The sequence below is a fragment of the Variovorax sp. NFACC27 genome (assembly GCF_048301545.1).
In the GTDB taxonomy this organism is placed as follows: domain Bacteria; phylum Pseudomonadota; class Gammaproteobacteria; order Burkholderiales; family Burkholderiaceae_C; genus Variovorax; species Variovorax gossypii.
In genome coordinates this window covers 3,220,891-3,242,512 of sequence record NZ_CP157613.1, presented here as the reverse complement: position 1 = coordinate 3,242,512, position 21,622 = coordinate 3,220,891, and the positions used below count along the sequence as shown (strand labels likewise).

The 21,622-nt window shown below is 67.4% G+C and carries 17 protein-coding genes; 4 read left to right on the top strand and 13 right to left on the bottom strand.

Annotated elements, in window-relative coordinates; translation table 11 throughout:
- Positions 1–15 precede the first annotated feature (15 nt).
- The 3 genes from ABL840_RS15185 to ABL840_RS15175 all read right to left on the bottom strand — a co-directional run bounded on the left by ABL840_RS15185 (position 16) and on the right by ABL840_RS15175 (position 3,914).
- A complete protein-coding gene (locus ABL840_RS15185) occupies positions 16–1,824 on the bottom strand; it encodes a pseudouridine synthase (RefSeq protein WP_093304886.1) in 1,809 nt (602 codons plus the stop codon).
- Complete coding sequence (scpB, locus tag ABL840_RS15180) at positions 1,821–2,786, bottom strand: SMC-Scp complex subunit ScpB (protein ID WP_093304888.1); 966 nt, start codon at positions 2,784–2,786, stop codon at positions 1,821–1,823. Before scpB ends, ABL840_RS15185 begins: the two co-directional genes overlap by 4 nt.
- A gap of 129 nt (positions 2,787–2,915) precedes the next feature.
- Positions 2,916–3,914, bottom strand: coding sequence for an RluA family pseudouridine synthase (locus ABL840_RS15175; protein WP_418116283.1), 999 nt, complete (start codon positions 3,912–3,914; stop codon positions 2,916–2,918).
- Between the two features lie 50 nt (positions 3,915–3,964).
- On the opposite strand from ABL840_RS15175, the gene ABL840_RS15170 reads away from it, so the two are divergent.
- Positions 3,965–4,774, top strand: coding sequence for an outer membrane protein assembly factor BamD (locus ABL840_RS15170; RefSeq protein ID WP_093201582.1), 810 nt, complete (start codon positions 3,965–3,967; stop codon positions 4,772–4,774).
- Between the two features lie 48 nt (positions 4,775–4,822).
- Here ABL840_RS15170 and ABL840_RS15165 read toward each other — a convergent pair whose 3' ends face one another.
- Entirely contained in the window at positions 4,823–6,907 is a 2,085-nt protein-coding gene (locus tag ABL840_RS15165; RefSeq protein WP_093304890.1) for an ATP-dependent DNA helicase, read from the bottom strand.
- A complete protein-coding gene (locus ABL840_RS15160) occupies positions 6,904–7,107 on the bottom strand; it encodes a YdcH family protein (RefSeq protein WP_093201587.1) in 204 nt (67 codons plus the stop codon). The genes ABL840_RS15165 and ABL840_RS15160 overlap by 4 nt, the downstream gene beginning before the upstream one ends.
- Positions 7,108–7,216: 109 nt before the next feature.
- Between ABL840_RS15160 and ABL840_RS15155 the strand changes: the two genes are divergently transcribed.
- Positions 7,217–7,990 carry a PP2C family protein-serine/threonine phosphatase gene (locus tag ABL840_RS15155; RefSeq protein WP_093201590.1) on the top strand — a complete coding sequence of 258 codons (774 nt, stop codon included), beginning with the start codon at positions 7,217–7,219 and terminating at the stop codon, positions 7,988–7,990.
- Between the two features lie 15 nt (positions 7,991–8,005).
- Here ABL840_RS15155 and ABL840_RS15150 read toward each other — a convergent pair whose 3' ends face one another.
- The 8 genes from ABL840_RS15150 to ABL840_RS15115 all read right to left on the bottom strand — a co-directional run bounded on the left by ABL840_RS15150 (position 8,006) and on the right by ABL840_RS15115 (position 19,081).
- On the bottom strand, positions 8,006–8,668 hold the full coding sequence (locus ABL840_RS15150; RefSeq protein ID WP_093201593.1) for a hypothetical protein: 663 nt from the start codon (positions 8,666–8,668) through the stop codon (positions 8,006–8,008).
- On the bottom strand, positions 8,665–9,765 hold the full coding sequence (gene zapE, locus ABL840_RS15145) for a cell division protein ZapE (protein ID WP_093201595.1): 1,101 nt from the start codon (positions 9,763–9,765) through the stop codon (positions 8,665–8,667). The genes ABL840_RS15150 and zapE overlap by 4 nt, the downstream gene beginning before the upstream one ends.
- 13 nt (positions 9,766–9,778) lie before the next feature.
- Complete coding sequence (gene lpdA / locus ABL840_RS15140; RefSeq protein WP_093201598.1) at positions 9,779–11,206, bottom strand: dihydrolipoyl dehydrogenase; 1,428 nt, start codon at positions 11,204–11,206, stop codon at positions 9,779–9,781.
- Positions 11,207–11,362: 156 nt separating this feature from the next.
- On the bottom strand, positions 11,363–12,634 hold the full coding sequence (gene odhB / locus ABL840_RS15135; RefSeq protein ID WP_093201601.1) for a 2-oxoglutarate dehydrogenase complex dihydrolipoyllysine-residue succinyltransferase: 1,272 nt from the start codon (positions 12,632–12,634) through the stop codon (positions 11,363–11,365).
- Between the two features lie 53 nt (positions 12,635–12,687).
- Positions 12,688–15,564 (bottom strand): 2-oxoglutarate dehydrogenase E1 component, encoded by a 2,877-nt coding sequence (locus tag ABL840_RS15130; RefSeq protein ID WP_093201603.1) that lies wholly within the window; start codon positions 15,562–15,564, stop codon positions 12,688–12,690.
- A gap of 191 nt (positions 15,565–15,755) precedes the next feature.
- Complete coding sequence (locus tag ABL840_RS15125) at positions 15,756–17,669, bottom strand: propionate--CoA ligase (protein ID WP_093304892.1); 1,914 nt, start codon at positions 17,667–17,669, stop codon at positions 15,756–15,758.
- Between the two features lie 125 nt (positions 17,670–17,794).
- On the bottom strand, positions 17,795–18,397 hold the full coding sequence (locus tag ABL840_RS15120; protein WP_093304894.1) for an isochorismatase family protein: 603 nt from the start codon (positions 18,395–18,397) through the stop codon (positions 17,795–17,797).
- Positions 18,398–18,409: 12 nt separating this feature from the next.
- Positions 18,410–19,081: a TetR/AcrR family transcriptional regulator gene (locus ABL840_RS15115; protein ID WP_093304896.1), complete on the bottom strand. Its 672-nt coding sequence runs from the start codon at positions 19,079–19,081 to the stop codon at positions 18,410–18,412.
- A 107-nt stretch (positions 19,082–19,188) separates the two neighbouring features.
- Between ABL840_RS15115 and ABL840_RS15110 the strand changes: the two genes are divergently transcribed.
- A complete protein-coding gene (locus tag ABL840_RS15110; protein ID WP_093304898.1) occupies positions 19,189–20,811 on the top strand; it encodes a 4-hydroxyphenylacetate 3-hydroxylase family protein in 1,623 nt (540 codons plus the stop codon).
- 10 nt (positions 20,812–20,821) lie between these two features.
- Positions 20,822–21,619, top strand: coding sequence for an alpha/beta fold hydrolase (locus ABL840_RS15105; RefSeq protein WP_093304901.1), 798 nt, complete (start codon positions 20,822–20,824; stop codon positions 21,617–21,619).
- Positions 21,620–21,622 lie beyond the last annotated feature (3 nt).

Below are 21,622 nucleotides of genomic sequence, written 5' to 3'. Positions count from 1 at the left end.
TGCGACGGCAGACTTTCAGCGCCCGCGGCGACGACCGCCGCCCTGACCACCGAAGCCACCGCCGCCACCACCACCGCCGCCTCGGCGCTGGCCTCCGCGTTGCTCCTTGCGCTGGCGCGAGAAGCTGTCGGCGCCGATGTAGCCCAGCGAGGTCTTCATCGGATCGGGCTGGTTGGCGCCTCCCGGCTGGCGGTCATCGCCCTGGCGATTGCCGCCGCCTTGACGGTTGCCGTTGCCACGACGCCCCTGGCCCTGAGGCTGGCCGCCATTGCCGCCACCTCGGTTGGAACGCCCTCCCCGATCGCCGCGCGGCGGACGTCCGTCGCCCAGCGGATTCGGGATCGGTGCCTCGCGGCCGCCGTCTTCACGCGCCTCGCGCATGTCGCGCGGTTGCTGCTGGCCGCCACCGCCATTGCGATTGCCACGGCGCTTCTTGTTACGGCCGCCACGACCGTTGCCGCCGCCGCCCTCCTGCCCCGGGCCACGCTGCTGCTGGCCCGGCCGGGCGACCGCACCACCCGAAGCCTGGAACAGGGCCCGGATATCGCGATCGTCGAGTTCCATCCATGCACCGCGCTTCAGGCCGCGCGGAAGCACCATGGCGCCATAACGGATGCGGATCAGCCGGCTGACCGCATGGCCCACCGACTCGAACAGGCGGCGCACTTCGCGATTGCGGCCTTCGGAAATGGTCACCCGGTACCAGCAATTCGAGCCCTCGCCACCACCGTCCTCGATGGCACCGAACTGGGCCATGCCGTCGTCGAGGCGCACGCCATCGAGCAGCTTCTGCTTTTCCTCGCTGGTGAGCGCGCCCAGCACGCGCACTGCGTACTCGCGCTCCAGGCCGAAGCGCGGGTGCATGAGCTGGTTGGCCAAGTCGCCGGAGCTGCTGAACAGCAGCAGGCCTTCGGTGTTCAGGTCGAGACGGCCGACCGACTGCCACTTGCCCTGCTGCAGGCGCGGCAGCTTGCGGAACACGGTCGGACGGTTCTGCGGGTCGTCGTGCGTGACCACCTCGCCCACCGGCTTGTGATACGCGATCACGCGCGGCGGCGGAGGGGCGATGCGGTAGCGGATCGGCTTGCCGTTGATCTTGACCTGGTCGCCGTACTGGATGCGCTGGCCGATGTGGGCCGGCTCGTTGTTGACGGAAATGCGCCCCTGGAGAATCAGCTGCTCCATTTCGAGCCGCGAACCGAGACCGGCCTGCGCCAGCACCTTGTGCAGCTTGGGCGAATCGGCCTCGGGCAGAAGCACGCGCTTGAGCGGCGGGACTTCGGGGCTTTCCTCGTCGGCATCGAACTGGCCCGAGATGACGTCCGCGAAGCGGATCGGCTCGGGCGGCGGCGCGTTGCGCTGCTCGCGCTCGGCGGCGCGGCGAGCGCGGTCGAGGTCGTCTTCTTCCTCGTCGGGCTCTTCTTCGTCGTCGTCCTGGTCTTCGTCGTCGCGGTCTTCGAGGCGTTCCGCCTGCGCAGGCCGGGGCGTATCGGCGGCAGCCTCGACAGGCGCCGGGTCAATAGCCGCCTCTGCAGCAGCAACAGGAGCTTCCTGCTCGACGGCGGCCGCAACGGCCTGCGGCTCAGTCACTTCCGGAGTTGCCTCCGCAGTTGGCGCGGCCAACGCTTCGCCTTCCACGGCAGCCTGCTCCACCACCTTCTTCTTGCGGGGTGCACGCGGCTTCTTGGGCGCCTCGGGTTCGGGCGGCGCTACCGTTTCAATAGCATCAACCGCAGCCTTCTTGGCCGTGGTCGCCCTTTTCTTCTTCTTGACTTCGGGCTCGACCGGCAGCATCGCTGCGTCTTCGGTGTCGGTTGTGCTCATGAGGTTTTTCCGGGAGAGGGAGCGTGAGGGTCGGCCTCGTCCTCGGACGGGGCATCGGGTTCTGACGCGGGTTCTTGTTCTGGCTCGATGGGGGTGGATTCGGCGCCTGCTTCGTTCTCGATGAACTGCGCCTGGGCGGCTTCGATCGCTTCCGCCGGTTCGGCGACTTCGGGGGCGATCTCGGCGCTATCGACGATGTCGGGCTCCTGCGCCGGCGCTTCCGACACTGCGAGAGCTTCTGCCTCGACGCCCTCGCCTTGCTGCGCGGCAGCAATCTCGGCATCCGGCCCTGGAGGCACATCAGCGGCCGAAGAAAGCTCCAGCTCCGCCATTCCGGATACGTCGGCATCGCCTTCGGCGAGTGCCCCGGTCTCCGGAGCAGCGTCGATCGGCAGCCCCTGCTGCTCGCCCGAGGCCTGCTCGAGCGCGTCGACGAGCGCAGCCTGCTGTGCAGGCGTCTCGATCAGCGGCAACTGGTCGAGCGAAGCCAGGCCCAGATCGTCGAGGAATTGGCGCGTGGTCGCATAGAGCGCCGGCCGGCCGACCGTTTCGCGGTGGCCGATGACCTCGACCCAGCCGCGGTCCTCCAGCTGCTTGAGGATCAGCGAGTTGATCGTCACGCCGCGGATGTCTTCCATGTCGCCGCGCGTGGCGGGCTGGCGGTAGGCAATGATGGCCAGCGTCTCGAGCGCGGCGCGCGTGTAGCGCGGCGGCTTTTCGGGGTGCAGGCGATCGAGGTGGTCGCGCATCTCCGGGCGGCTCTGGAAGCGCCAGCCGCTGCCGACGCTCACCAGCTCCAGGCCACGTTGCGCCCAGTCTTCCTGCAGTTCGAGCAGCAGCGCCTTGATGGTGTCCGCACCCAGCTCGTCGTCGAACAGCACGCGCATATCGCGCACCGGCAACGGCTGGCTCGAACAGATCAAGGCGGTTTCGAGAATGCGCTTGGCATCCGCCGTATTCATGGTTCGCGTTATCCGGGAAAAGGCGCCTGGGGGCGCTTTGTTCAGATGGATGGAAGGAGTAGGCGCTGCAGGCACGCGGCAAATGCAACGCAAGGCCGGTCTCGGGCGACCGGCGCGGCCCTCGGGCCGTCAGGCGCGATTGTAATCCAGCCCCCAGGACTGCAAAGCCTGGATGAGGTCCGCCGGCAACGGCGAACGGAACTCCAGCACCTCCTGCGTGACGGGATGCACGAAGGCCAGCCTGAATGCATGCAATGCCTGCCGCGACAGCCCCGCAGCCGGCGCGCCGCCGTAGAGCGAATCTCCCACCAGGGGATGGCCGATGGACGCCATGTGCACGCGGATCTGGTGGGTGCGCCCGGTTTCGAGGGTGCAGCGCACCGCGCAGCCCTCGGCGTTGCTGTCGAGCCGCTCGATCAGCGTACGCGCCGTCTTGCCCGCATTCCTCTCGAGATCGACCACGGCCATGCGCAGCCGGTTGCGCGGATCGCGGCCGATGGGGGCATCGACATGGCGCGCGGCGGCGCCCTCCCACTGCCGGTGGCCGATGGCGAGGTATTGCCGCTTCACCTCGCGCGCGGCGATCAGCGCCACCATCGCGTCCATGGCCGCGCGCGTGCGCGCCACCACCATCAATCCGCTGGTATCGCGGTCGAGCCGATGCACGATGCCGGCGCGCGGCAGCAGCACGGCCTTCGGATCGAGCGCCAGCAGGCCGTTCAGCAGCGTGCCGCTCCAGTGCCCCGGCGCCGGGTGCACCACGAGGCCGGCCGGCTTGTCGACGATGCGCAGGTGCTCGTCCTCATACACGGTGACGATGTCCATCGCCTCGGGCCGGAAGGCCTGGCTCTGGGGCGTGGGGCGCAGCTCGATGTGGCCGGACTGCCCCGCCTTCACCGCAGCCGACGCCTTGGTGAGCGTGCGCCCCTGCAACTCGACCGCGCCGGCCTCGATCAGCTGCTGCAGGTAGCTCCGGGAAAACTCGGGGACCAGCGCGGCAAGCGCGCGATCGAGCCGCTGGCCGTGGTGGGCCTGATCGATGACGAAAGGCCGCCGCTCGCTGGGCTCGATGGGATCCGCGCCTTCTTCGTGCTCGGCCACCTCCACGCTCTCGGGGATATTGCCCAAAGGGTCGGTCGATATAATTGAGGGCAACTGTTTCACGAAAGCCGTATGTGATGTTTCGCGCCAAATTATCGGTCCCCGCCTGGATCGCGCTCAGCGCGGCGGCTCTGCTGGCAGCAGGCTGCTCGTCGACCTCCACCGTCGACAAGACCGCTACCTGGAGCCCCAACCGCATCTATTCGGAAGCCAAGGACGAGGCCGGATCCGGCGCCTACGACAAGGCCATTCCGCTCTACGAGAAGCTCGAAGGCCGCGCCGCCGGCACGCCGCTGGCACAGCAGGCGCAGCTGGAAAAGGCCTACGCCCAGCACAAGTCCGGCGAAAAGGCTGCAGCCATCGCCACCATCGACCGCTTCATGAAGCTGCATCCGGCGAGCCCGGCCCTCGATTACGCGCTCTACCTGCGGGGCGTGATCAACTTCAACGACGACCTCGGCATGTTCGCGTTCATGACGCGCCAGGACCTGTCGGAACGCGACCAGAAGGCGGCCAAGGAATCGTTCGAGTCGTTCAAGGACCTCGTCACGCGCTTCCCCGATTCGCGCTATGCCCCCGACGCCCGCCAGCGCATGAACTACATCGTGAACTCGCTCGCGCAGTATGAAGTTCACGTGGCCCGCTACTACTACTCGCGCGGCGCCTACCTGGCGGCCATCAACCGGGCCCAGGTCGCATTGGCCGACTACCGCGAAGTGCCGGCGCTCGAGGAAGCCCTGTACATCATGGTCAAGTCGTACGACGCGCTCGGCATGAAGGACCTGCGGGACGACGCCCAGCGCGTGCTGACCACCAACTACCCGCAGAGCACTTACCTCGCGAACGGCTTCAAGGGCAAGGACGACCCTTGGTGGAAGCTCTGGTAAGAGCAGCCCCGGCGGAACAGCAACTGCTCCGCCGGTTTAAATCGGCAGCTAGGTCCTGAGCGCATCCAGCGCCGCGTCGAAATCCGACTCGCTCTCCAGCCGCCGCATCGGCGGCAGGGCCGCCAGCAACCGGCGGCCATAGCCCATTGCCACCAGCCGCGTATCGCAGATCGCCAGCACGCCGCTGTCGGTCTCCCGGCGAATCAACCGCCCTGCCCCCTGCTTGAGAGCCACCGCCGCTTCCGGCAGCGAATAGTCGGCGAAAGAACTCCGGCCCTGCGCCTCCAGGCGCTGCGAGCGCGCCTCCACCAGCGGATCGTTGGGCGGCGGAAACGGCAGCTTGTCGATCACCACCAGCTGCAGCACGTCGCCCGGCGCGTCGAAGCCCTCCCAGAACGAGGCCGACGCCACCAGCACGCAGCCGGCCCGGCCGGCGCTCGCCCCTTCGCGGAAGCGATCCATCAGCACCCGCTTGGGCAGTTCGCCCTGCACGAGCACGTCGGGCCGCACCTGGGCATCGAGCAGCTCGAACTGCTGCCTCATCTCGTCGCCGATGGTTCGCAGCGCGCGCAGCGTGGTGGTCAGCACCAGCGTGCGGCCGCCGAGCTCGGTCGCACCGCGTGCGGCCAGCTGGGCAACGCGCTGGCTGTGCGACGGGTCGTTGGGCTTGGGAAACGCGCGCGGCACGTAGAGGGCGGCCTGCGAGGCGTAGTCGAACGGGCTCTGCACCCGCAGTACCTCCGCGTCCTGCAAGCCGCAGGGCTCGGTGAACCAGCGCAGCGTTGGCTCGTCGCCCAGGGTGGCTGAGGTGAAGACCCAGGCACGGCCGCTGTCCAGTCGCTCGCCGCTCTCGCGTGCCGGGCGCTCCCCGTAGGCATCCAGCTCTTCATCGTCGGTATCGGCCGAATCTGCGTCATCGGCCTCGTCCGCGATCTTGAGCACCCGCTTGCGCATTGCGTCGGCGATGTCCAGCGGGGACTCGATGAGCCGCAATTGCGATCCCACATCCACCCAGCGTACGGAGTCGACCTCGCACGGCAAGGCGAAGCGCGCAGTGCGCCTGGCGAGCTGGCGCGCCCGCTCGTGCAGTCGCACGAAATCGGGCGATATCTCGCTGACGGTGGCGAGCCCCTCCGCGGCCATCTCGAAGGCCTGCAGCAGATCGTCCAGCGCGCGCTGCCATGCGGCGGGGTCGACACCCTCGGGCGCAGCACCCAGCCAGCGCAGCTTGGCGCCCGGCCACTGCTTGCCGACCACCAGCCGCAGCTCACGCGCGGCCCGCTCGGCCGTGGAGACCAGCTGCTGCCAGTCGACCAGGCCACGCGCATGCTGCAGGCCCGCGGCCAGCATGTCCCGCGCGAAATCGAGCGCCTGCCCGCTGCCGAGCTGCGCACCCAGGAACTGTACGCCGGTCTCGTTGAGCTGGTGGGCCTCGTCGAACACCACCACGCTCACCGTCGGCAGCAGCTCGGCCATGCCGGTCTCGCGCACCGCGAGATCGGCGAAGAAAAGATGGTGGTTGATGACGACGATGTCCGCCGCCAGCGCCTCGCGCCGCGCCAGGTTGACGTGGCAGGGCTTGAACTGCGGGCATTGGGCGCCCAGGCAGTTCTCGCGCGTGGATGTGATCAGCGGGATCAGCGGCGAGCGCTCGTCGAGCCCGGGCAGCTCGGCCAGGTCGCCCGTGCGCGTCGCCTTCGACCACTGCTCGATCTTGGCGAGGGTGCGCAGGCTGCCGCGCTCCGGCAAGGAGGCGTCGTGGCGCGCCATGTCGAGCCGGTGCAGGCAGAGATAGCTCGCGCGCCCCTTGAGCAGCGCGGTGCGCACCGGCAGGCCGAACGCCTCCACGAGGCGCGGCAGGTCGCGGCCGAACAGCTGGTCCTGCAGCGTCTTGGTGGCGGTCGACAACAGCACGCGCTCGCCGCTGAGCAGCGCCGGCACGAGATACGAGAAGGTCTTGCCCACGCCCGTGCCCGCCTCGACCACCAGCACCCCGCCCTGGTCGATGGTGCGGGCCACGGCCATCGCCATCTCGGTCTGGCCGGTGCGTTCGCGGAACTGCTCCGCGGCGCGCGACAGTGCGCCGTCCTGCGCGAAGGCGTCGCGCACCTTGTCTTCGAGCGCCCCCGTCACGCCGGCTCTTTCGGATCGAGGATGTTCTCGAGGCGGGCGATCTGGTCGCGCAGCGCGAGACGGCGCTTTTTCAGGCGGCGCAGCAGGAGCTCGTCCTGGGGCGAGCCTTCGGCCAGCCGGTCGATGGTGGCGTCGAGATCGGCATGCTCGATGCGCAGTTCGATCAGCTGGCGGGAAAGGGAGTGAAGATTGGAGTCCAACGGTGGGGGGGCGCACGCGTGGTTTCCGCGGCGCATGTTCATTCGATAATACGTCCTGACACGAATCTCCGAGAAGACAGGAACACGCGCCTCAGGCGCACATTGCTTCATGACCCAAGGCTTTCGACTCGCTGCGGCCACCGGCCTCCACAAGGGGGACCGCCCGTACCAGCAGGACCAGGTGCTGCTGATGAGCCATCCCCGCGTGCCCGGCTGCGTGCTGGGCGTCGTGGCCGACGGCATGGGTGGGCGCAGCGGCGGGCGCAAGGCCTCCGATCAGGTGCTCATGACGGCCCGTCAGCTCTTCGGCCGCTACCAGCCCGGCAAGGACGACCCCGAAGTCGTGCTGCGGCAGATCCTCGAAGACTCGCACACTGTCATCAAGCTCACCGCCGTCTCCAGCGAACAGGAGCCGCACAGCACGATCGCCGCCTTCCTGATGAATCCCAAGGGCGACTGCGCCTGGATCCATGCCGGCGACTCGCGCATCTATCACTTCCACGATGGGGAGCTCGTCAAGCGCACGCGCGACCACTCGTACGTGCAGGTGCTCATCGACCGCGGCCAGATCACCGAGGCCGAGGCCAACATCCACCCGCAGGGCAACATCCTGCTCGGCTGCCTGGGCATGAAGACCACGCCGCCGCCCATCGACCCTTACTACATCCCGAAACTGGCCCACGGCGACCTGCTGATGGCCTGCAGCGACGGACTCTGGCACTACTTCAGCCCCGAAGAGCTGGCGAGCGTGCTTTATGCGCAACCGCCGCGCGATGCGGTCGAGATCCTGGTGGGCGAAGCGCGCCGCCGTGCGCGGGGCACCGGCGACAACATCTCGATCGCCGTGCTGAAGCTCGATCCGCTGCCGGCGACACCCGGCTGAACGCAAGGCGCAGGTTCAGGGCTTCGCAGGCTCGGCCGGCGGCGGTGGCAGCGGGGCTCCGCGCGGCTTGTCTCGGTTGGCGTTCTGCCGCTCCCGGGCGGCGCGGTGTTCCGCCGCGCGCTTCTGCTTTTCCTCGAAACGCTTGACCGCCTCGGGCGCCTCCGCCCGGCGCTGGGCGGCCTTGGCCTGCTCGTCGGCATGCGCCTGCTGCTTGGACTGGAACTGGCGCTCGCGTTCGGCAGCCTCGGCCGCCGTGGCGGCGCGGCTGGCAGCGTGGTCTGCTGCACGCTGCTCGCGATCCTTCTGGTTCTGTGTCGACTGCTGCTGCTTCTCGGGCGTATCCACCGAGCGCTGCGTGCCCGCCTTCTGGTCGAGCTTCTGCAGTTCGGCCGCGCCGCTGCGCTGGCGCTGGATATCGTTGATGGCCGTTTCCTGCCGCTTGATGTTGTCGGTGTCCTTGCGATGCCGGCCGCGGCTCTCGCGCAGGCAATCTTCCACCGCGAACTTCTTGTAGCAGGCTGCCCGCTCCTCGGCGTAGCGCTTCTCGATGACTTCGCGTTCGCCGGAAAGCCGGCGCTTCTCGGCCTCGAGATCGGCGTTGCCCGCCGCGGCGTTGGACTGAGCCCACAGCGGCAGGCTGGCCAACGCCATGAGCAGGGCAAGAGCGGTTTTCTTCATGTGAGTCGGGTGTCGACGATGCGGCGTTCCAGGGCAAGGAACTCGCTCGATTGCATTTCGGTGAGCCGGGAAACCGTGCGCGGGAACTCGTGCGACAGCGGTCCTTCGGTGTACAACGCCTCGGGCGGAACCTCAGCCGACATGATGAGCTTGCATCGCCGGTCGTACAAGACGTCGACCAGCCATGTGAAACGGCGTGCTTCCGAGGCCATGCGCACCGGCATGTGCGGCACGTCGGACAGCAGCACGGTGTGGAACTGGCTCGCGATCTCGAGGTAGTCGTTCTGCGAGCGCGGACCGCCGCACAGCGTCTTGAAGTCGAACCAGACCACGCCGCCGGCCTTGCGCAGCGCGCGAATCTCACGCTGCTCGATGTGCAGGATCGGGCTTTCGTCGGCCGTCTCGGCCAGCTTGTCGAAGGCCTTGCGCATCTCCTTCTCGGCCGCCGCGTCGTTGGGCGTGAGGTACATGCGCAGCTGCTCCAGCGTGCGGCGCCGGTAGTCGGTGCCGTTGTCCACGCTCAGCACCTCGAGCTTCTCGTTCAGCAGCTCGATGGCGGGCAGGATGCGGTCACGGTGCAGTCCGCCGGGATACAGGTCGTCGGGCTTGAAGTTCGAGGTGGTCACGAAGCCCACGCCGTTGTCGAACAGCGACACCAGCAGCCGATGAAGAATCATCGCGTCGGTGATGTCCGCGACGTGGAACTCGTCGAAGCAGATCAGCTTGTAGCGCTTCGAGATACGCAACCCGAGCTCGTCGAGCGGGTTGACCGTGCCCTGCAGCTCGCGCAGCTCACGGTGCACCTCGCGCATGAACTCGTGGAAGTGCAGGCGCGTCTTGCGCCGCAGCGGCACGGCGTTGAAGAACAGGTCCATCAGGAAGCTCTTGCCCCGCCCGACGCCGCCATACATGTAGACGCCGCGCGGAAGCTCCGGCCTGTTGATGAACTTCTTCAGCGCATTCGAGCGCTGGGCCTTGTACGCGGCCCATTCGGTGGCGCAGCGATCCAGCGCCTCCACGGCGCGCAGCTGCGCGGGATCGCTCTTGAACCCGCGCGCAGCGAGTTCCGCCTCGTAGGCCTGTTTGACGCTGGTCAAAAGATCGGTGAGATCAGAAGTTCAGCGTGCGCTTGTCCACGGCGAGTGCCGCTTCCTTCGTGGCTTCCGACAGCGACGGGTGCGCGTGGCAGATGCGCGCGATGTCCTCGGCGCTGGCCTTGAACTCCATCGCCACGACGGCTTCGGAGATCAGCTCGCTGGCCTGCGGGCCCACGATGTGCACGCCCAGGATCTCGTCGGTCGCGGCGTCGGCCAGGAACTTGACCATGCCGGTCGTGTCGCCCAGCGCGCGTGCGCGGCCGTTCGCGAGGAACGGGAAGGTGCCGGCCTTGTAGGCACGGCCCGAGGCCTTGAGCTGCTGCTCGGTCTGGCCCACCCACGCGATCTCGGGGCTGGTGTAGATCACCCACGGGATCGTGTTGAAGTTGACGTGGCCATGCTGGCCGGCAATGCGCTCGGCAACGGCAACGCCCTCTTCCTCGGCCTTGTGCGCCAGCATCGGGCCACGCACCACGTCGCCGATGGCCCACACGTTGGGCAGGTTGGTCTTGCACTCGTCGTCCACGGCGATGGCGCCGCGCTCGTCGAGCTTCAGGCCCACGGCTTCGGCGTTCAGGCCGATGGTGTTGGGCACGCGGCCGATCGACACGATCAGCTTGTCGACTTCCAGCGTCTGGGCTTCGCCCTTGGCGTTGGTCCAGGCAACGCTCACGCCCTTCTTCGACGACTTGATCTCGCCGACCTTCACGCCGAGCTCGATCTTGAGCTTCTGCTTGTCGAAGGCCTTCTTGGCTTCCTTGGCGATCTGCTCGTCCACCGCGCCGAGGAAGGTCGGCAGCGCTTCGAGCACCGTGACTTCCGCGCCGAGGCGACGCCACACCGAGCCCATTTCGAGGCCGATGACGCCCGAGCCGATCAGGCCCAGCTTCTTCGGCACCGCGCCGATGCGCAGCGCGCCGTCGTTCGAGAGGATGTTCTCCTCGTCGAAGGGCGCGCCCGGCAGCGCGCGAGCGTTGGAGCCCGTGGCCAGGATGATGTGCTTGCCGACGATCGACTCTTCGGCGGCGCCGGCCACCTTGATCTCGTAGCCGCCTGCGTCCGTCTTCACGAACGAGCCGCGGCCATGGAAGAAGGCGATCTTGTTCTTCTTGAACAGGTACAGGATGCCGTCGTTGTTCTGCTTCACGACCTGGTCCTTGCGGGCCAGCATCTTCTCGACGTCGAGGCCCAGGCCTTCGACCTTGATGCCGTGGTCGGCGAAGTGATGGCCGGCCTGCTCGAAGTGCTCCGACGATTGCAGCAGCGCCTTGGAAGGAATGCAGCCGACGTTGGTGCAGGTGCCGCCCGGTGCGGGGCCGCCCTTGCCGTTCTTCCACTCGTCGATACAGGCGACGTTGAAGCCGAGTTGCGCAGCGCGGATGGCCGCGATGTAGCCGCCGGGGCCACCGCCGATGACGATCACGTCAAATTGTTTGGACATAGGGTTCTTTCGTAATCCTGTGTACCGCCTCCGATCAGGGCCGCGCGAAGCGCAGGCCTGTTCGGGGCACCCGCGGAACCGGCTTTGCCGGGCCGCCGGGTGCGCCCCCTCGAGGGGGGAGGCGGCTACACGAAGTGAGCAAGCAACGGGGGTGGGTCAGATATCAAACAGCAGGCGCGACGGATCTTCCAGCGCTTCCTTCATGGCGACCAGACCCAGCACGGCTTCGCGGCCATCGATGATGCGGTGGTCGTAGCTCATCGCCAGGTAGTTCATCGGGCGGATCACGATCTGGCCGTTCTCGACCACTGCGCGGTCCTTCGTGGCGTGCACGCCGAGGATGGCCGACTGGGGCGGGTTGATGATCGGGGTCGAGAGCATCGAGCCGAAGGTGCCGCCGTTGGAGATGGAGAAGGTGCCGCCGGTCATCTCTTCGATGCCGAGCTTGCCTTCCTGGGCCTTCTTGCCGTACTCGGCGATCTTCTTCTCGATGTCGGCGAAGCTCATCTGGTCGGCATTGCGCAGAATCGGCACCACCAGGCCGCGCGGCGAACCGACGGCGATGCCGATGTCGAAGTAGCCGTGGTACAGGATGTCGTTGCCGTCGACCGAGGCGTTGAGCACCGGGTACTTCTTGAGTGCGTGCACTGCCGCCTTCACGAAGAAGGACATGAAGCCGAGCTTCACGCCGTGTTCCTTGGTGAAGTTGTCCTGGAAGCGCTTGCGCAGCTCCATGACGGGCGCCATGTTCACTTCGTTGAAGGTCGTCAGGATGGCGTTGGTCGACTGCGACTGCAGCAGGCGCTCGGCGATGCGGGCGCGCAGGCGGCTCATCGGCACGCGCTGCTCGGGGCGCTCGCCCAGGTCGGGCGCGCTCGTCGGAGCGGCGACCTGCGGCAGCGCGGGCTTGGCAGCCGGCGCGGCGATGGTGGCTGCGGGTGCGGCGGGCTTGGCGCCCGAGGCAACGGCGGCGAGCACGTCACCCTTGGTGACGCGGCCGTCCTTGCCGGTGCCGGCCACGTCGCCGGTCTTCAGGTTGTTGTCGGCCAGCAGCTTGGCGGCGGCGGGCATGGCCACGTCGGCCTTCGAGCCGCCGGTGGCGGCGGCAGCGGCTGCGGCCGGAGCTGCAGCAGGCGCCGGCGCCGCGGCGGCGGGCGCCGCTGCCGGAGCGGCCGCGCCGGCCTTGCCTTCGGTGTCGATCTTGGCGATCAGCTGGTCGGCAACCACGGTGGCGCCGTCGGGCTGGACGATTTCGGCCAGCACGCCGGCCGAGGGAGCGGGCACTTCGAGCACGACCTTGTCGGTCTCGATCTCGATCAGGATTTCATCGACGGCGACGGCTTCGCCGGCCTTCTTCTTCCACGTGAGCATGGTGGCCTCGGCCACGGATTCGGAAAGCTGGGGGACTTTGACTTCAACGATAGACATTTGGAGTGGGCTCCGATTTGTTCTTCAGGGTGTTCGTGTGAAAGAGGACTGGATTACTTGGTCAGCACGAAGCCCTTGAGCTTGCCGAACGCGCCATCGACGAGCGCCTTCTGCTGTTCCTGGTGCAGGTGCGAGTAGCCCACCGCCGGCGATGCCGAGGCGGCACGGCCGGAGTAGCCGAGCTTCTGGCCTTCCTGCATGTTTTCGTGGATGTAGTGCTGCACGAAGAACCAGGCGCCCTGGTTCTGCGGCTCGTCCTGGCACCAGACCACGTCGACGAGATTCGGGTACTTCTTGATCTCGGCGGCGAATGCCTTGTGCGGGAACGGATAGAGCTGCTCGACGCGGATGATCGCGACGTCGTCGGCTTCCTTCTCCTCGCGCTTCTTGGCCAGGTCGTAATAGACCTTGCCCGAGCAGGCGATCAGGCGCTTGACCTTCTCGGCCTTCAGGTCGCGGCTGTCGGGGATCACGGTCTGGAAGCCGCCCTTGATGAACTCGGACAGCGGCGAGGTCGCGTCCTTGTTACGCAGCAGCGACTTCGGCGTCATGATGATCAGCGGCTTGCGCAGGTTGCGCACCATCTGGCGACGCAGCACGTGGAAGATCTGGCTGGCCGTGGTCGGCTGCACGATCTGCATGTTGGCGTCGGCGGCCAGCTGCATGAAGCGCTCCAGGCGTGCCGAGCTGTGCTCGGGGCCCTGGCCTTCGTAGCCGTGCGGCAGCATCATGGTGATGCCGTTGACGCGGCCCCACTTCACTTCGCCCGAGGCGATGAACTGGTCGATCACGACCTGGGCGCCGTTGACGAAGTCGCCGAACTGCGCTTCCCAGATCACCAGGGTGTTGGGGTCGTTCGAGGCGTAGCCGTATTCGAAGGCCAGCACCGCTTCTTCCGAGAGGATGGAGTCGATGACGACGAACGGAGCCTGGTTGTCGGCCACGTTCTGCAGCGGCACGTAGGTGCCTTCGTCGAACTTCTCGCGGTTCTGGTCGTGCAGCACCGCGTGACGGTGCGTGAAGGTGCCGCGGCCCGAGTCCTCGCCCGACAGGCGCACCGGGTAGCCGCTGGCCACCAGCGAGGCGAAGGCCATGTGCTCGCCCATGCCCCAGTCGACGTTGACGTCGCCACGGCCCATGGCCGCGCGGTCGTCCAGCACCTTCTTCACCAGCGGGTGCACGGTGAAGCCTTGCGGCACGGTGGTGATCTTCTCGGCCAGGCGCTTCCACTCGGTCGTGGGGATGGCGGTGTCGCCGGCGTCGGTCCACTTCTTGTTGAGGAAGGGGCTCCAGTCGACAGCGTACTTGCTCTTGAAGTTGGTCAGCACCGGGTCGATGGTGTGCTTGCCCGCGTCCATGGCGGCGCGGTAGGCCTTGACCATGTCGTCGCCGAGCGTGTCGCCCATGCCTTGCGCAGCCAGCTTGTCGGCGTACAGACGGCGGGTGCCGGGGTGCTGGGCGATCTTCTTGTACATCAGCGGCTGGGTGAGCGAGGGGGTGTCCTGCTCGTTGTGGCCCAGCTTGCGGTAGCAGACGATGTCGATGACCACGTCCTTGTTGAATTCCTGGCGGAACTCCAGCGCGAGCTGCATGCACAGCACCACGGCTTCGGGATCGTCGCCGTTCACGTGCAGCACCGGCGCGTCGATCATCTTCACGATGTCCGTGCAGTACAGCGTCGAGCGGCTGTCGCGCGGGTCGCTGGTGGTGAAGCCGATCTGGTTGTTGATGACGATGTGGACCGTGCCGCCGGTGTAGTAGCCGCGGGTTTCGGCCAGCGCCAGCGTTTCCATGACCACGCCCTGGCCGGCGAAGGCCGCGTCGCCGTGCACGAGCACCGGCAGCACCGAGTCGCCTTCCTTGTCGCCGCGACGGTCCATGCGCGCGCGCACCGAACCTTCGACGACCGGGTTCACGATTTCGAGGTGGGAGGGGTTGAAGGCCAGCGACAGGTGCACCGGGCCGCCAGGGGTGCTGACGTCGGAGCTGAAGCCCTGGTGGTACTTCACGTCGCCGCTGGGCAGCTCTTCGGGAGCCGTGTGGTCGAACTCGGCGAACAGGTCGGCGGGCATCTTGCCCAGCGAGTTCACCAGCACGTTCAGGCGGCCGCGGTGGGCCATGCCGATCACGATTTCCTGCACGCCCTTCTCGCCGGCGCGGTTGATGAGCTCGTCCATCGCGACGATGAAGCTCTCGCCGCCTTCGAGCGAGAAGCGCTTCTGGCCGACGTACTTGGTGTGGAGGAAGCGCTCCAGGCCTTCGGCCGCGGTCAGGCGGTCGAGAACGCGCTTCTTCTGGTCGGCGTTCAGCTTGGGATTGGTGCGGGCGCTCTCGAGCTTCTGCTGCCACCAGCGCTTGTGGTTCTGGTCGGTGGTGTACATGTACTCGGCGCCGATGGTGCCGCAGTACGTTTCGCGCAGCGCGTTCAGCAGATCGCGCAAGGACATGGTGTCCTTGCCGAAGAACGTGTTGCTGGTGTTGAACACCGTCTCGAGGTCCGCGTCGGCGAAGCCGTAGAACGAGGGCTCGAGTTCAGGAATGGAGGGGCGCTCCGCGCGCTTGAGCGGGTCGAGGTCGGCCCAGCGGGCGCCGACGTTGCGGTAGGCGGCGATCAGCTGCTGGACTGCCGTGCGCTTGCGGCCGAGTTCGGAGTCGGCGCCGCTGGCCTGCACGACCTTGGTCGTGCCCTGCTTCGCCAGTTCGGCGAAGGCGTTGATGACCGGCAGGTGGGGGACGTCGCGGGTGTTGGTGCCGTCGGCGGCGGGGACGTTCTGCAGCGCGTCGAAGTACGAACGCCAGTTGTCGGGCACGCTGCCGGGGTTGGAGAGGTAGTTCTCGTACATCTCCTCGACATAGGGGGCGTTGCCGCCGAAGAGGTACGTGTTGCCTTGATAGGCGGTATACGCCGAGGGCGTAGAGGAATCGCTCATGATCCGCTGACCTTCGCTTCCCTGAGGGAAGCACTAGCTGGTTTAAGAAACCTTCCGCGACACGGCTGAACCGATTGGCGGATGCGACTGTGGCTGGGGAAGGGCCTGAGTACCTTGGCATTGTGCCACGTCAACCATATGACGGTCCAACCGGGCTTCGCAACCCCTCCTGTTGCTCATTCGCCGCTCATTCAGGCGGAAGCGAGTAACTGTTTGATCTGCTGCAGGGTGGTGGGGTCGTCGATGGTGGTCAGGTCGCCCGGGTCGCGCTGCTCGCAGACGGCCTGGATGGCCCGGCGCAACAGCTTGCCGCTGCGGGTCTTCGGCAGGCCGGAGACGAAGCGCACGCGGGCCGGCCGCGCCAGGGCGCCGAGCTGGTCGGCCACCACTTTCATGATCTCGCCCTCGAGCCTGAGGGCCGCGTCGGCATCGGTCACGGCCTTGCCGTCCTTCGGCACCACGAAGGCCATCGCGACCTGCCCTTTCAGCGCGTCGGCCACGCCGACCACCGCCACCTCGGCCACGTTGGGATGGCCCGAGATGCTTTCCTCGATCTCGCGGGTGCCGAGGCGGTGGCCCGCCACGTTGATCACGTCGTCGGTGCGCCCGAGGATGTAGAAATAGCCGTCCTCGTCGCGGATGCCCCAGTCGAAGGTCGAATAGACCATCTTGCCGGGCACGCTCTTCCAGTAGGTGTTGACGAAGCGCGCGTCATCCTTCCACACCGTCTGCATGAAGCCCGGCGGGGTCGGCCCCTCGACCACGACCACTCCCTTCTCGTTCGCGCCGGTGAGCTCCTCGCCGGTCGACTCGTGCAATATCTTGATGCGATAGCCGTACATCGGCACGCCGGGGCTGCCGAACTTGCTGGCCCTGGCCTCAACGCCGTTGGCGATGGTGATCATCGGCCAGCCCGACTCGGTCTGCCAGTAGTTGTCGATGATCGGCACGCCCAGGCCCTCGCTGATCCAGCGGGCGGTGGGTTCGTCCAGCGGCTCGCCGGCCAGGAACAGTGCGCGCAGGGTCGACAGGTCGTACTTCTTCAGCAGCGCCGGGTCCTGCTTCTTCAGCACGCGCACCGCCGTGGGCGCGCTGAACATCACCGTCACCTTGTATTTCTCGACGAGGCGCCACCAGATGCCGCCGTCGGGCTCCCGGTCGATGCCCTGCGTGGGCAGGCCCTCGTACATGATGGTCGCCATGCCGGCGATCAGCGGGCCGTAGACGATGTAGCTGTGGCCCACCACCCAGCCGATGTCGCTGGTGGAGAAATAGGTTTCCCCAGGGCGGCCGTCGAAGATGTGCTTCATGCTCGCAGCCAGCGCGACCGCGTAGCCGCCCACGTCGCGCTGCACGCCCTTGGGCTTGCCGGTGGTGCCGCTCGTGTAGATGGTGTAGCTGATGTCGGTTGAGGCGAGCCAGGCGCAGGGCACCTTGGCGTCGAGGTGCTTGCGGCGCAGCTCGGCGGCCAGATGGTCGCGGCCGGGCGTCAGGTCCATCGGCGCGAGGCCGCGGTCGGTAAGCAGCACGGCCGAGGGCTTGTGCTTCGACAGCCGGATCGCCTCGTCGAGCAGCGGCTTGTATGCGATGACCTTGTTGCCGCGCGAGCCGGCATCGGCGCTCACGATCACCTTGGGCTCGGCATCCTCGATGCGCGTGGCCAGCGAGCCGCTGGCGAAGCCGCCGAACACCACGCAGTGGATGGCGCCGATGCGCGCACAGGCCAGCATCGCGAAGGCGGCTTCCGGAATCATCGGCATGTAGATGAGCACGCGGTCGCCCTTGCCCACCCCAAGCTCGACGAGGCTGGCGGCCGTGCGCTGCACTTCGGCGTGCAGCTCGGCGAAGCTGTAGCTCTTCTCGACGCCCGTTTCGGTGGAAACGAAGACCAGCGCCGGCTGGTCGCCCCGCGCCGCCAGGTGCCGGTCGACGGCGTTGTGGCACAGATTTGTCGTGCCGCCCACGAACCAGCGCGCGAACGGCGGCTGACTGGCGTCGAGGATCTGCTGGGCGGGCGTCTGCCAGTCGATCAGCTTCGCCTGCTCGGCCCAGAAGGCCTCGGGCGCGTCGACGGATTGACGGTAGAACTCTTCATAGCGGCTCATCTCGGTTTGTCTCCTGTTATTCGTTCCGTTCCGGCTGCGGCGCCAAAACTGAATTCATAATTATGGAGACCGATCTTGCAGCAAGCTGACAGCCGGGGCAACCCGGCTTTCCTCCGCTGCCCCGGTTACCGGATGAGCGAGAGCACTTCAGGAAACGCGGGATGCTCCGCCGTGCGCAGCCACTCGAAGCCGACCATCTCGGTCGTCACGAGTTCGGCGCCGGCACCGGCCAGCCGGTCGAAGGCAGCATCGCGGTTGCGCTCGGTGCGCGAGCTGCAGGCGTCGGTGACGACCCAGACCTCGAACTCGTCTTCCAGCAGGTCGAGCGCCGTCTGCAGCAGGCAGACATGGGCTTCGCAGCCGGCGATGACGATGCTGTTGCGCTCCTCTGCGGCCGCCTGTGGCTTCTGCAGATGCTTGGGCAGGCTCCGCGCATTGCCCTGCGGCGCCTTGGCCGGCACGCGCAACCACTCGCCCAGGCCCTCCTCCACGCCGCTGAAATGCATCTTCGACAGGGTGCGCTGGCACTGCGCGCGGATGTCGGGCAGGTTCTGACCCAGCTTCGAGGGGTTGTGCTCGGTGCCCCACGCCGGCACCTGCAGCAGCTTCGCCATCTTGCCGAGCCGCACGGCGTTCTGCGCGACCGCTTCTCCCTCGAAGATCGCCGGCATCAGGCGCTCCTGGTAGTCGACCAGGACGAGTTGGGATTGCGAGACGTCGAGCAGCATGAACAGTTTCTTTCAGGAATCGGTTGAATCGGGCTGAACCGTACCACCGAAAAGACCGGGTTGACGCGTGCCGCCATCGACGCGCTGCACCAGTTGCGCCACATAGGCCTTGAACAACGCATCGGCCGACTGCCTGAACATGCGGATGCGCCCCGTGTGCTGCATCAGCAGCAGCCCGACGCCATGGGCGAACAGCGCGGTGTTCTCGCGCAGGGCAGCGTCCGCGTCGAGCCCCAGCTCCTGCAGTGCGTCCTCGCAGGGACGCAGGGCCTGGTAGAGATGATCGTTCAGCTCGTGGTCGAGCTCGCTGGTCAGGCCGCGCGGTCGCATGCCCTGCACCAGATAGAAGCCCAGGTCCAGTTCGCGCGGATTCGCGGCGTAGAAGTCGAACCACGCCTGGGCTCTCGCGGCGAGCGCCTGGCCGGGGCCGTCCTGCGACACCGGGGCCTCGGCCACCGCAGCCTGCAGCCGCTGGATCGACTCGTCGAGCAGGGCCGCGTAGATCGCCTCCTTGCTCTCGAAGTACGAATAGATCGCGCCCGGGGTGTAGCCCGCCCTCCTGGCGATTTCGCGGACGCTCGCCCCCTCGATGCCGGCCTCCAGGAAGACCGCGCGGGCGGCATCGAGCACGAGCGAACGGCGGGCATCGGTGAGCGCCTGTCGGCGTTGGAGCTTGGCATGCATGGGCGGGACTATAGCCCTCGGATTGATCGTCGATCCAGTTTTTTGATCGTTGATCGAAAAATTGAACGATGTTTAAAATGTGGCAAAACAGCCAGGAGACAAACACGATGAACGCCCCGCTCCCCGGCTCCCCCCTCATGTCCGGCGCCGACTACCGCGAATCGCTGCGCCGCTACGAGCCCACCGTTTTCGTCGATGGCCGCCGCGTCGACAGCGTGGCCGACGAACCCGCCTTCCAGCCCGGCATCAATGCCATCGCCCTCACCTACGACTACGCCCTGAAGAAGGAATACGAGCCGCTGATGACCGCCGTGCAGCACACCAGCGGCAAGCGGGTCAACCGGCTCTCCCACATCAACACCAGCGCGGGCGACCTGCTCAACAAGCTCGAGGCCGTACGTCTGGTCTGCCAGGAAACCGGCTGCGCCCAGCGCTACCTGACGCACGACGCGCTCAACGCCATCGCCCAGGCGTCGGCCCGCATCGACGACGCCCGCGGCGGCACCGAGCACACGGCGCGCTTCCACGAATACCTGCACCGCGTGCAAGACCAGGACCTGACGCTCGGCGTCGCCATGACCGACGCCAAGGGCGACCGCAGCCGCCGCCCGCACGAGCAGGCCAACGTCGACAGCTACCTGCACGTGGTCGAGCGCAATGCGCGCGGCATCTTCATCTCAGGCACCAAGGCCATCGTGACCGGGGCGCCCTACGTGCACGAGCTGCTGGTCATGCCCTGCCGCAACATGGGCCGGGAAGACGCCGACTTCGCCGTCTGCTGCGCCGTGCCGCTCGATGCGCCAGGCCTCACCATCGTCGCGCGACCGGCGGGCCGGCCCGGCGAGAAGCTGGAGCACGGCGAAGCCCTGTTCAGCCGCAAGTACGGCCAGAGCACCGGCGTGTGCATGTTCGACAGGGTGTTCGTGCCCTGGGAGCGCGTGTTCTACGCCGGCGAGTGGGAACACTCCGGCCACCTGACCTACAGCTATGCCACGCACCACCGCCACAGTTGCATCGGTGCGCGCGCCGGCTTCGGCGACCTGCTGATCGGCGCGGGCGCGCTGATGTGCGAGGCCAACGGCTTCGACCCTGGCAAGGAAACCCACCTGCGCGAGCAGATGGTCGAGCTCATCACCATCACCGAGAGCTTCTTCGCCTGCGGCGTGGCGGCCAGCGTGTACGGCAAGGCCGAAGAGCACTGCGAGGTCTTCATGCCCGATCCGGTGTTCAGCAACATCGGCAAGCTGCTGCTCGCCACGAAGATCTACGACATGCACCGCATCGCGCACTACGTGAGCGGAGGCCTGATCGTCACCCTGCCCGGCCCCGACGAAGACCACAACCCCGAGACCGCCGCCCGCCTCTCGGACGTGCTGCGCGCCAACCCCGCCATTCCCTACGAGCAGCGCATCGAGACGGCCCGCTTCATCGAGGACCTGACGGCCGGCTACCAGGGCGGCTGGTACAGCGTGATCAGCCTGCACGGCGGCGGCTCGCCCGCGGCGATGAAGCAGGAAATCTGGCGCAACTACCCGGTGGGCTCCAAGGTCGAGCTGGTCGAGCGCATCCTCGAACGAGGCATCGCGGCCGACGGCTCGCCCTCGGCCGCGCCTCACGACCCGGAGCGCGCCATCACCCGCAACCGCCAGCCCGGCAAGTGCTGCGACACCGGCTGCACCGCGCCCGGGCAGTCCGTGATGGTCAACCTGCCGGCCTCGCGGCGCGCCTAGACTTCGGCGGATGAAGCTCTTCTCGAAACGGTTGCGGCTCGCAGCAGTGGGCCTGGGCGCCGCGCTGCTCGTCATGGCATGCGGCGGCGTGCGCAAGGCCACGGTGCCGATGGCGACCTCGCTCGAGAAAAGCAGCTGCCCGCGCGGCAACGTCGACACGCTGCTGGTGATGCTCCCCGGCGCGTACTCGACGCCCGACGAATTCGAGCGCGAAGGCTTCGTCCGCGCGGTCCACGAGAACCGCATCGCGGCCGACGTGATGCTGGTCGACTCGCACCTCGGCTACTTCAACGACAAGTCCGTCCTCGACCGCCTGAGCGCCGACGTGATGGTGCCGGCACGCAGCCAGGGTTATCGCCACATCTGGTTCGTCGGTATCTCGCTCGGCGGCTTCGGCGGAATGCTCTATGCGCAGACCCACCCCGGCGAACTCGCGGGACTGGTGACGCTGGCGCCCTACCTCGGCGAGCGCGCGCTCAGCGCCGACATCGCCAATGCCGGCGGCCTCGCCAGGTGGCGTGGCCCGCTGGTCGACCCGGCCGCGAGCCCTCCCCGCACGCCCGATGAGACCCAGCTCTGGCAATGGCTGCGCGGCTATTCGGGCTTCACGAACACGGCGGGCGCCCGGCCGCCGCTCTACCTGGGTTACGGTCTGGACGACCGTTTCGCCTTCAGCAACCGGCTGCTGGCGAACGTGCTGCCGCCCGAACGCGTCTTCACGACCGAAGGCGGGCACGACTGGCCAGAGTGGAACCGCCTCTGGCGCCGCATGCTGCCGACCCTGCCGCTGCCGGGTTGCCCCGGTTGAACG

Coding starts and splice junctions, on each gene's coding strand:
- ABL840_RS15150 (WP_093201593.1), bottom strand. CDS start 8,668: ATGAAGAAAACCGCTCTTGCCCTGCTCATGGCGTTGGCCAGCCTGCCG.
- odhB (WP_093201601.1), bottom strand. CDS start 12,634: ATGTCTATCGTTGAAGTCAAAGTCCCCCAGCTTTCCGAATCCGTGGCC.
- ABL840_RS15105 (WP_093304901.1), top strand. CDS start 20,822: ATGAAGCTCTTCTCGAAACGGTTGCGGCTCGCAGCAGTGGGCCTGGGC.
- ABL840_RS15155 (WP_093201590.1), top strand. CDS start 7,217: ATGACCCAAGGCTTTCGACTCGCTGCGGCCACCGGCCTCCACAAGGGG.
- ABL840_RS15185 (WP_093304886.1), bottom strand. CDS start 1,824: ATGAGCACAACCGACACCGAAGACGCAGCGATGCTGCCGGTCGAGCCC.
- ABL840_RS15170 (WP_093201582.1), top strand. CDS start 3,965: ATGTTTCGCGCCAAATTATCGGTCCCCGCCTGGATCGCGCTCAGCGCG.
- ABL840_RS15115 (WP_093304896.1), bottom strand. CDS start 19,081: ATGCATGCCAAGCTCCAACGCCGACAGGCGCTCACCGATGCCCGCCGT.
- ABL840_RS15125 (WP_093304892.1), bottom strand. CDS start 17,669: ATGAGCCGCTATGAAGAGTTCTACCGTCAATCCGTCGACGCGCCCGAG.
- ABL840_RS15130 (WP_093201603.1), bottom strand. CDS start 15,564: ATGAGCGATTCCTCTACGCCCTCGGCGTATACCGCCTATCAAGGCAAC.
- ABL840_RS15110 (WP_093304898.1), top strand. CDS start 19,189: ATGAACGCCCCGCTCCCCGGCTCCCCCCTCATGTCCGGCGCCGACTAC.
- ABL840_RS15120 (WP_093304894.1), bottom strand. CDS start 18,397: ATGCTGCTCGACGTCTCGCAATCCCAACTCGTCCTGGTCGACTACCAG.
- lpdA (WP_093201598.1), bottom strand. CDS start 11,206: ATGTCCAAACAATTTGACGTGATCGTCATCGGCGGTGGCCCCGGCGGC.
- scpB (WP_093304888.1), bottom strand. CDS start 2,786: ATGAATACGGCGGATGCCAAGCGCATTCTCGAAACCGCCTTGATCTGT.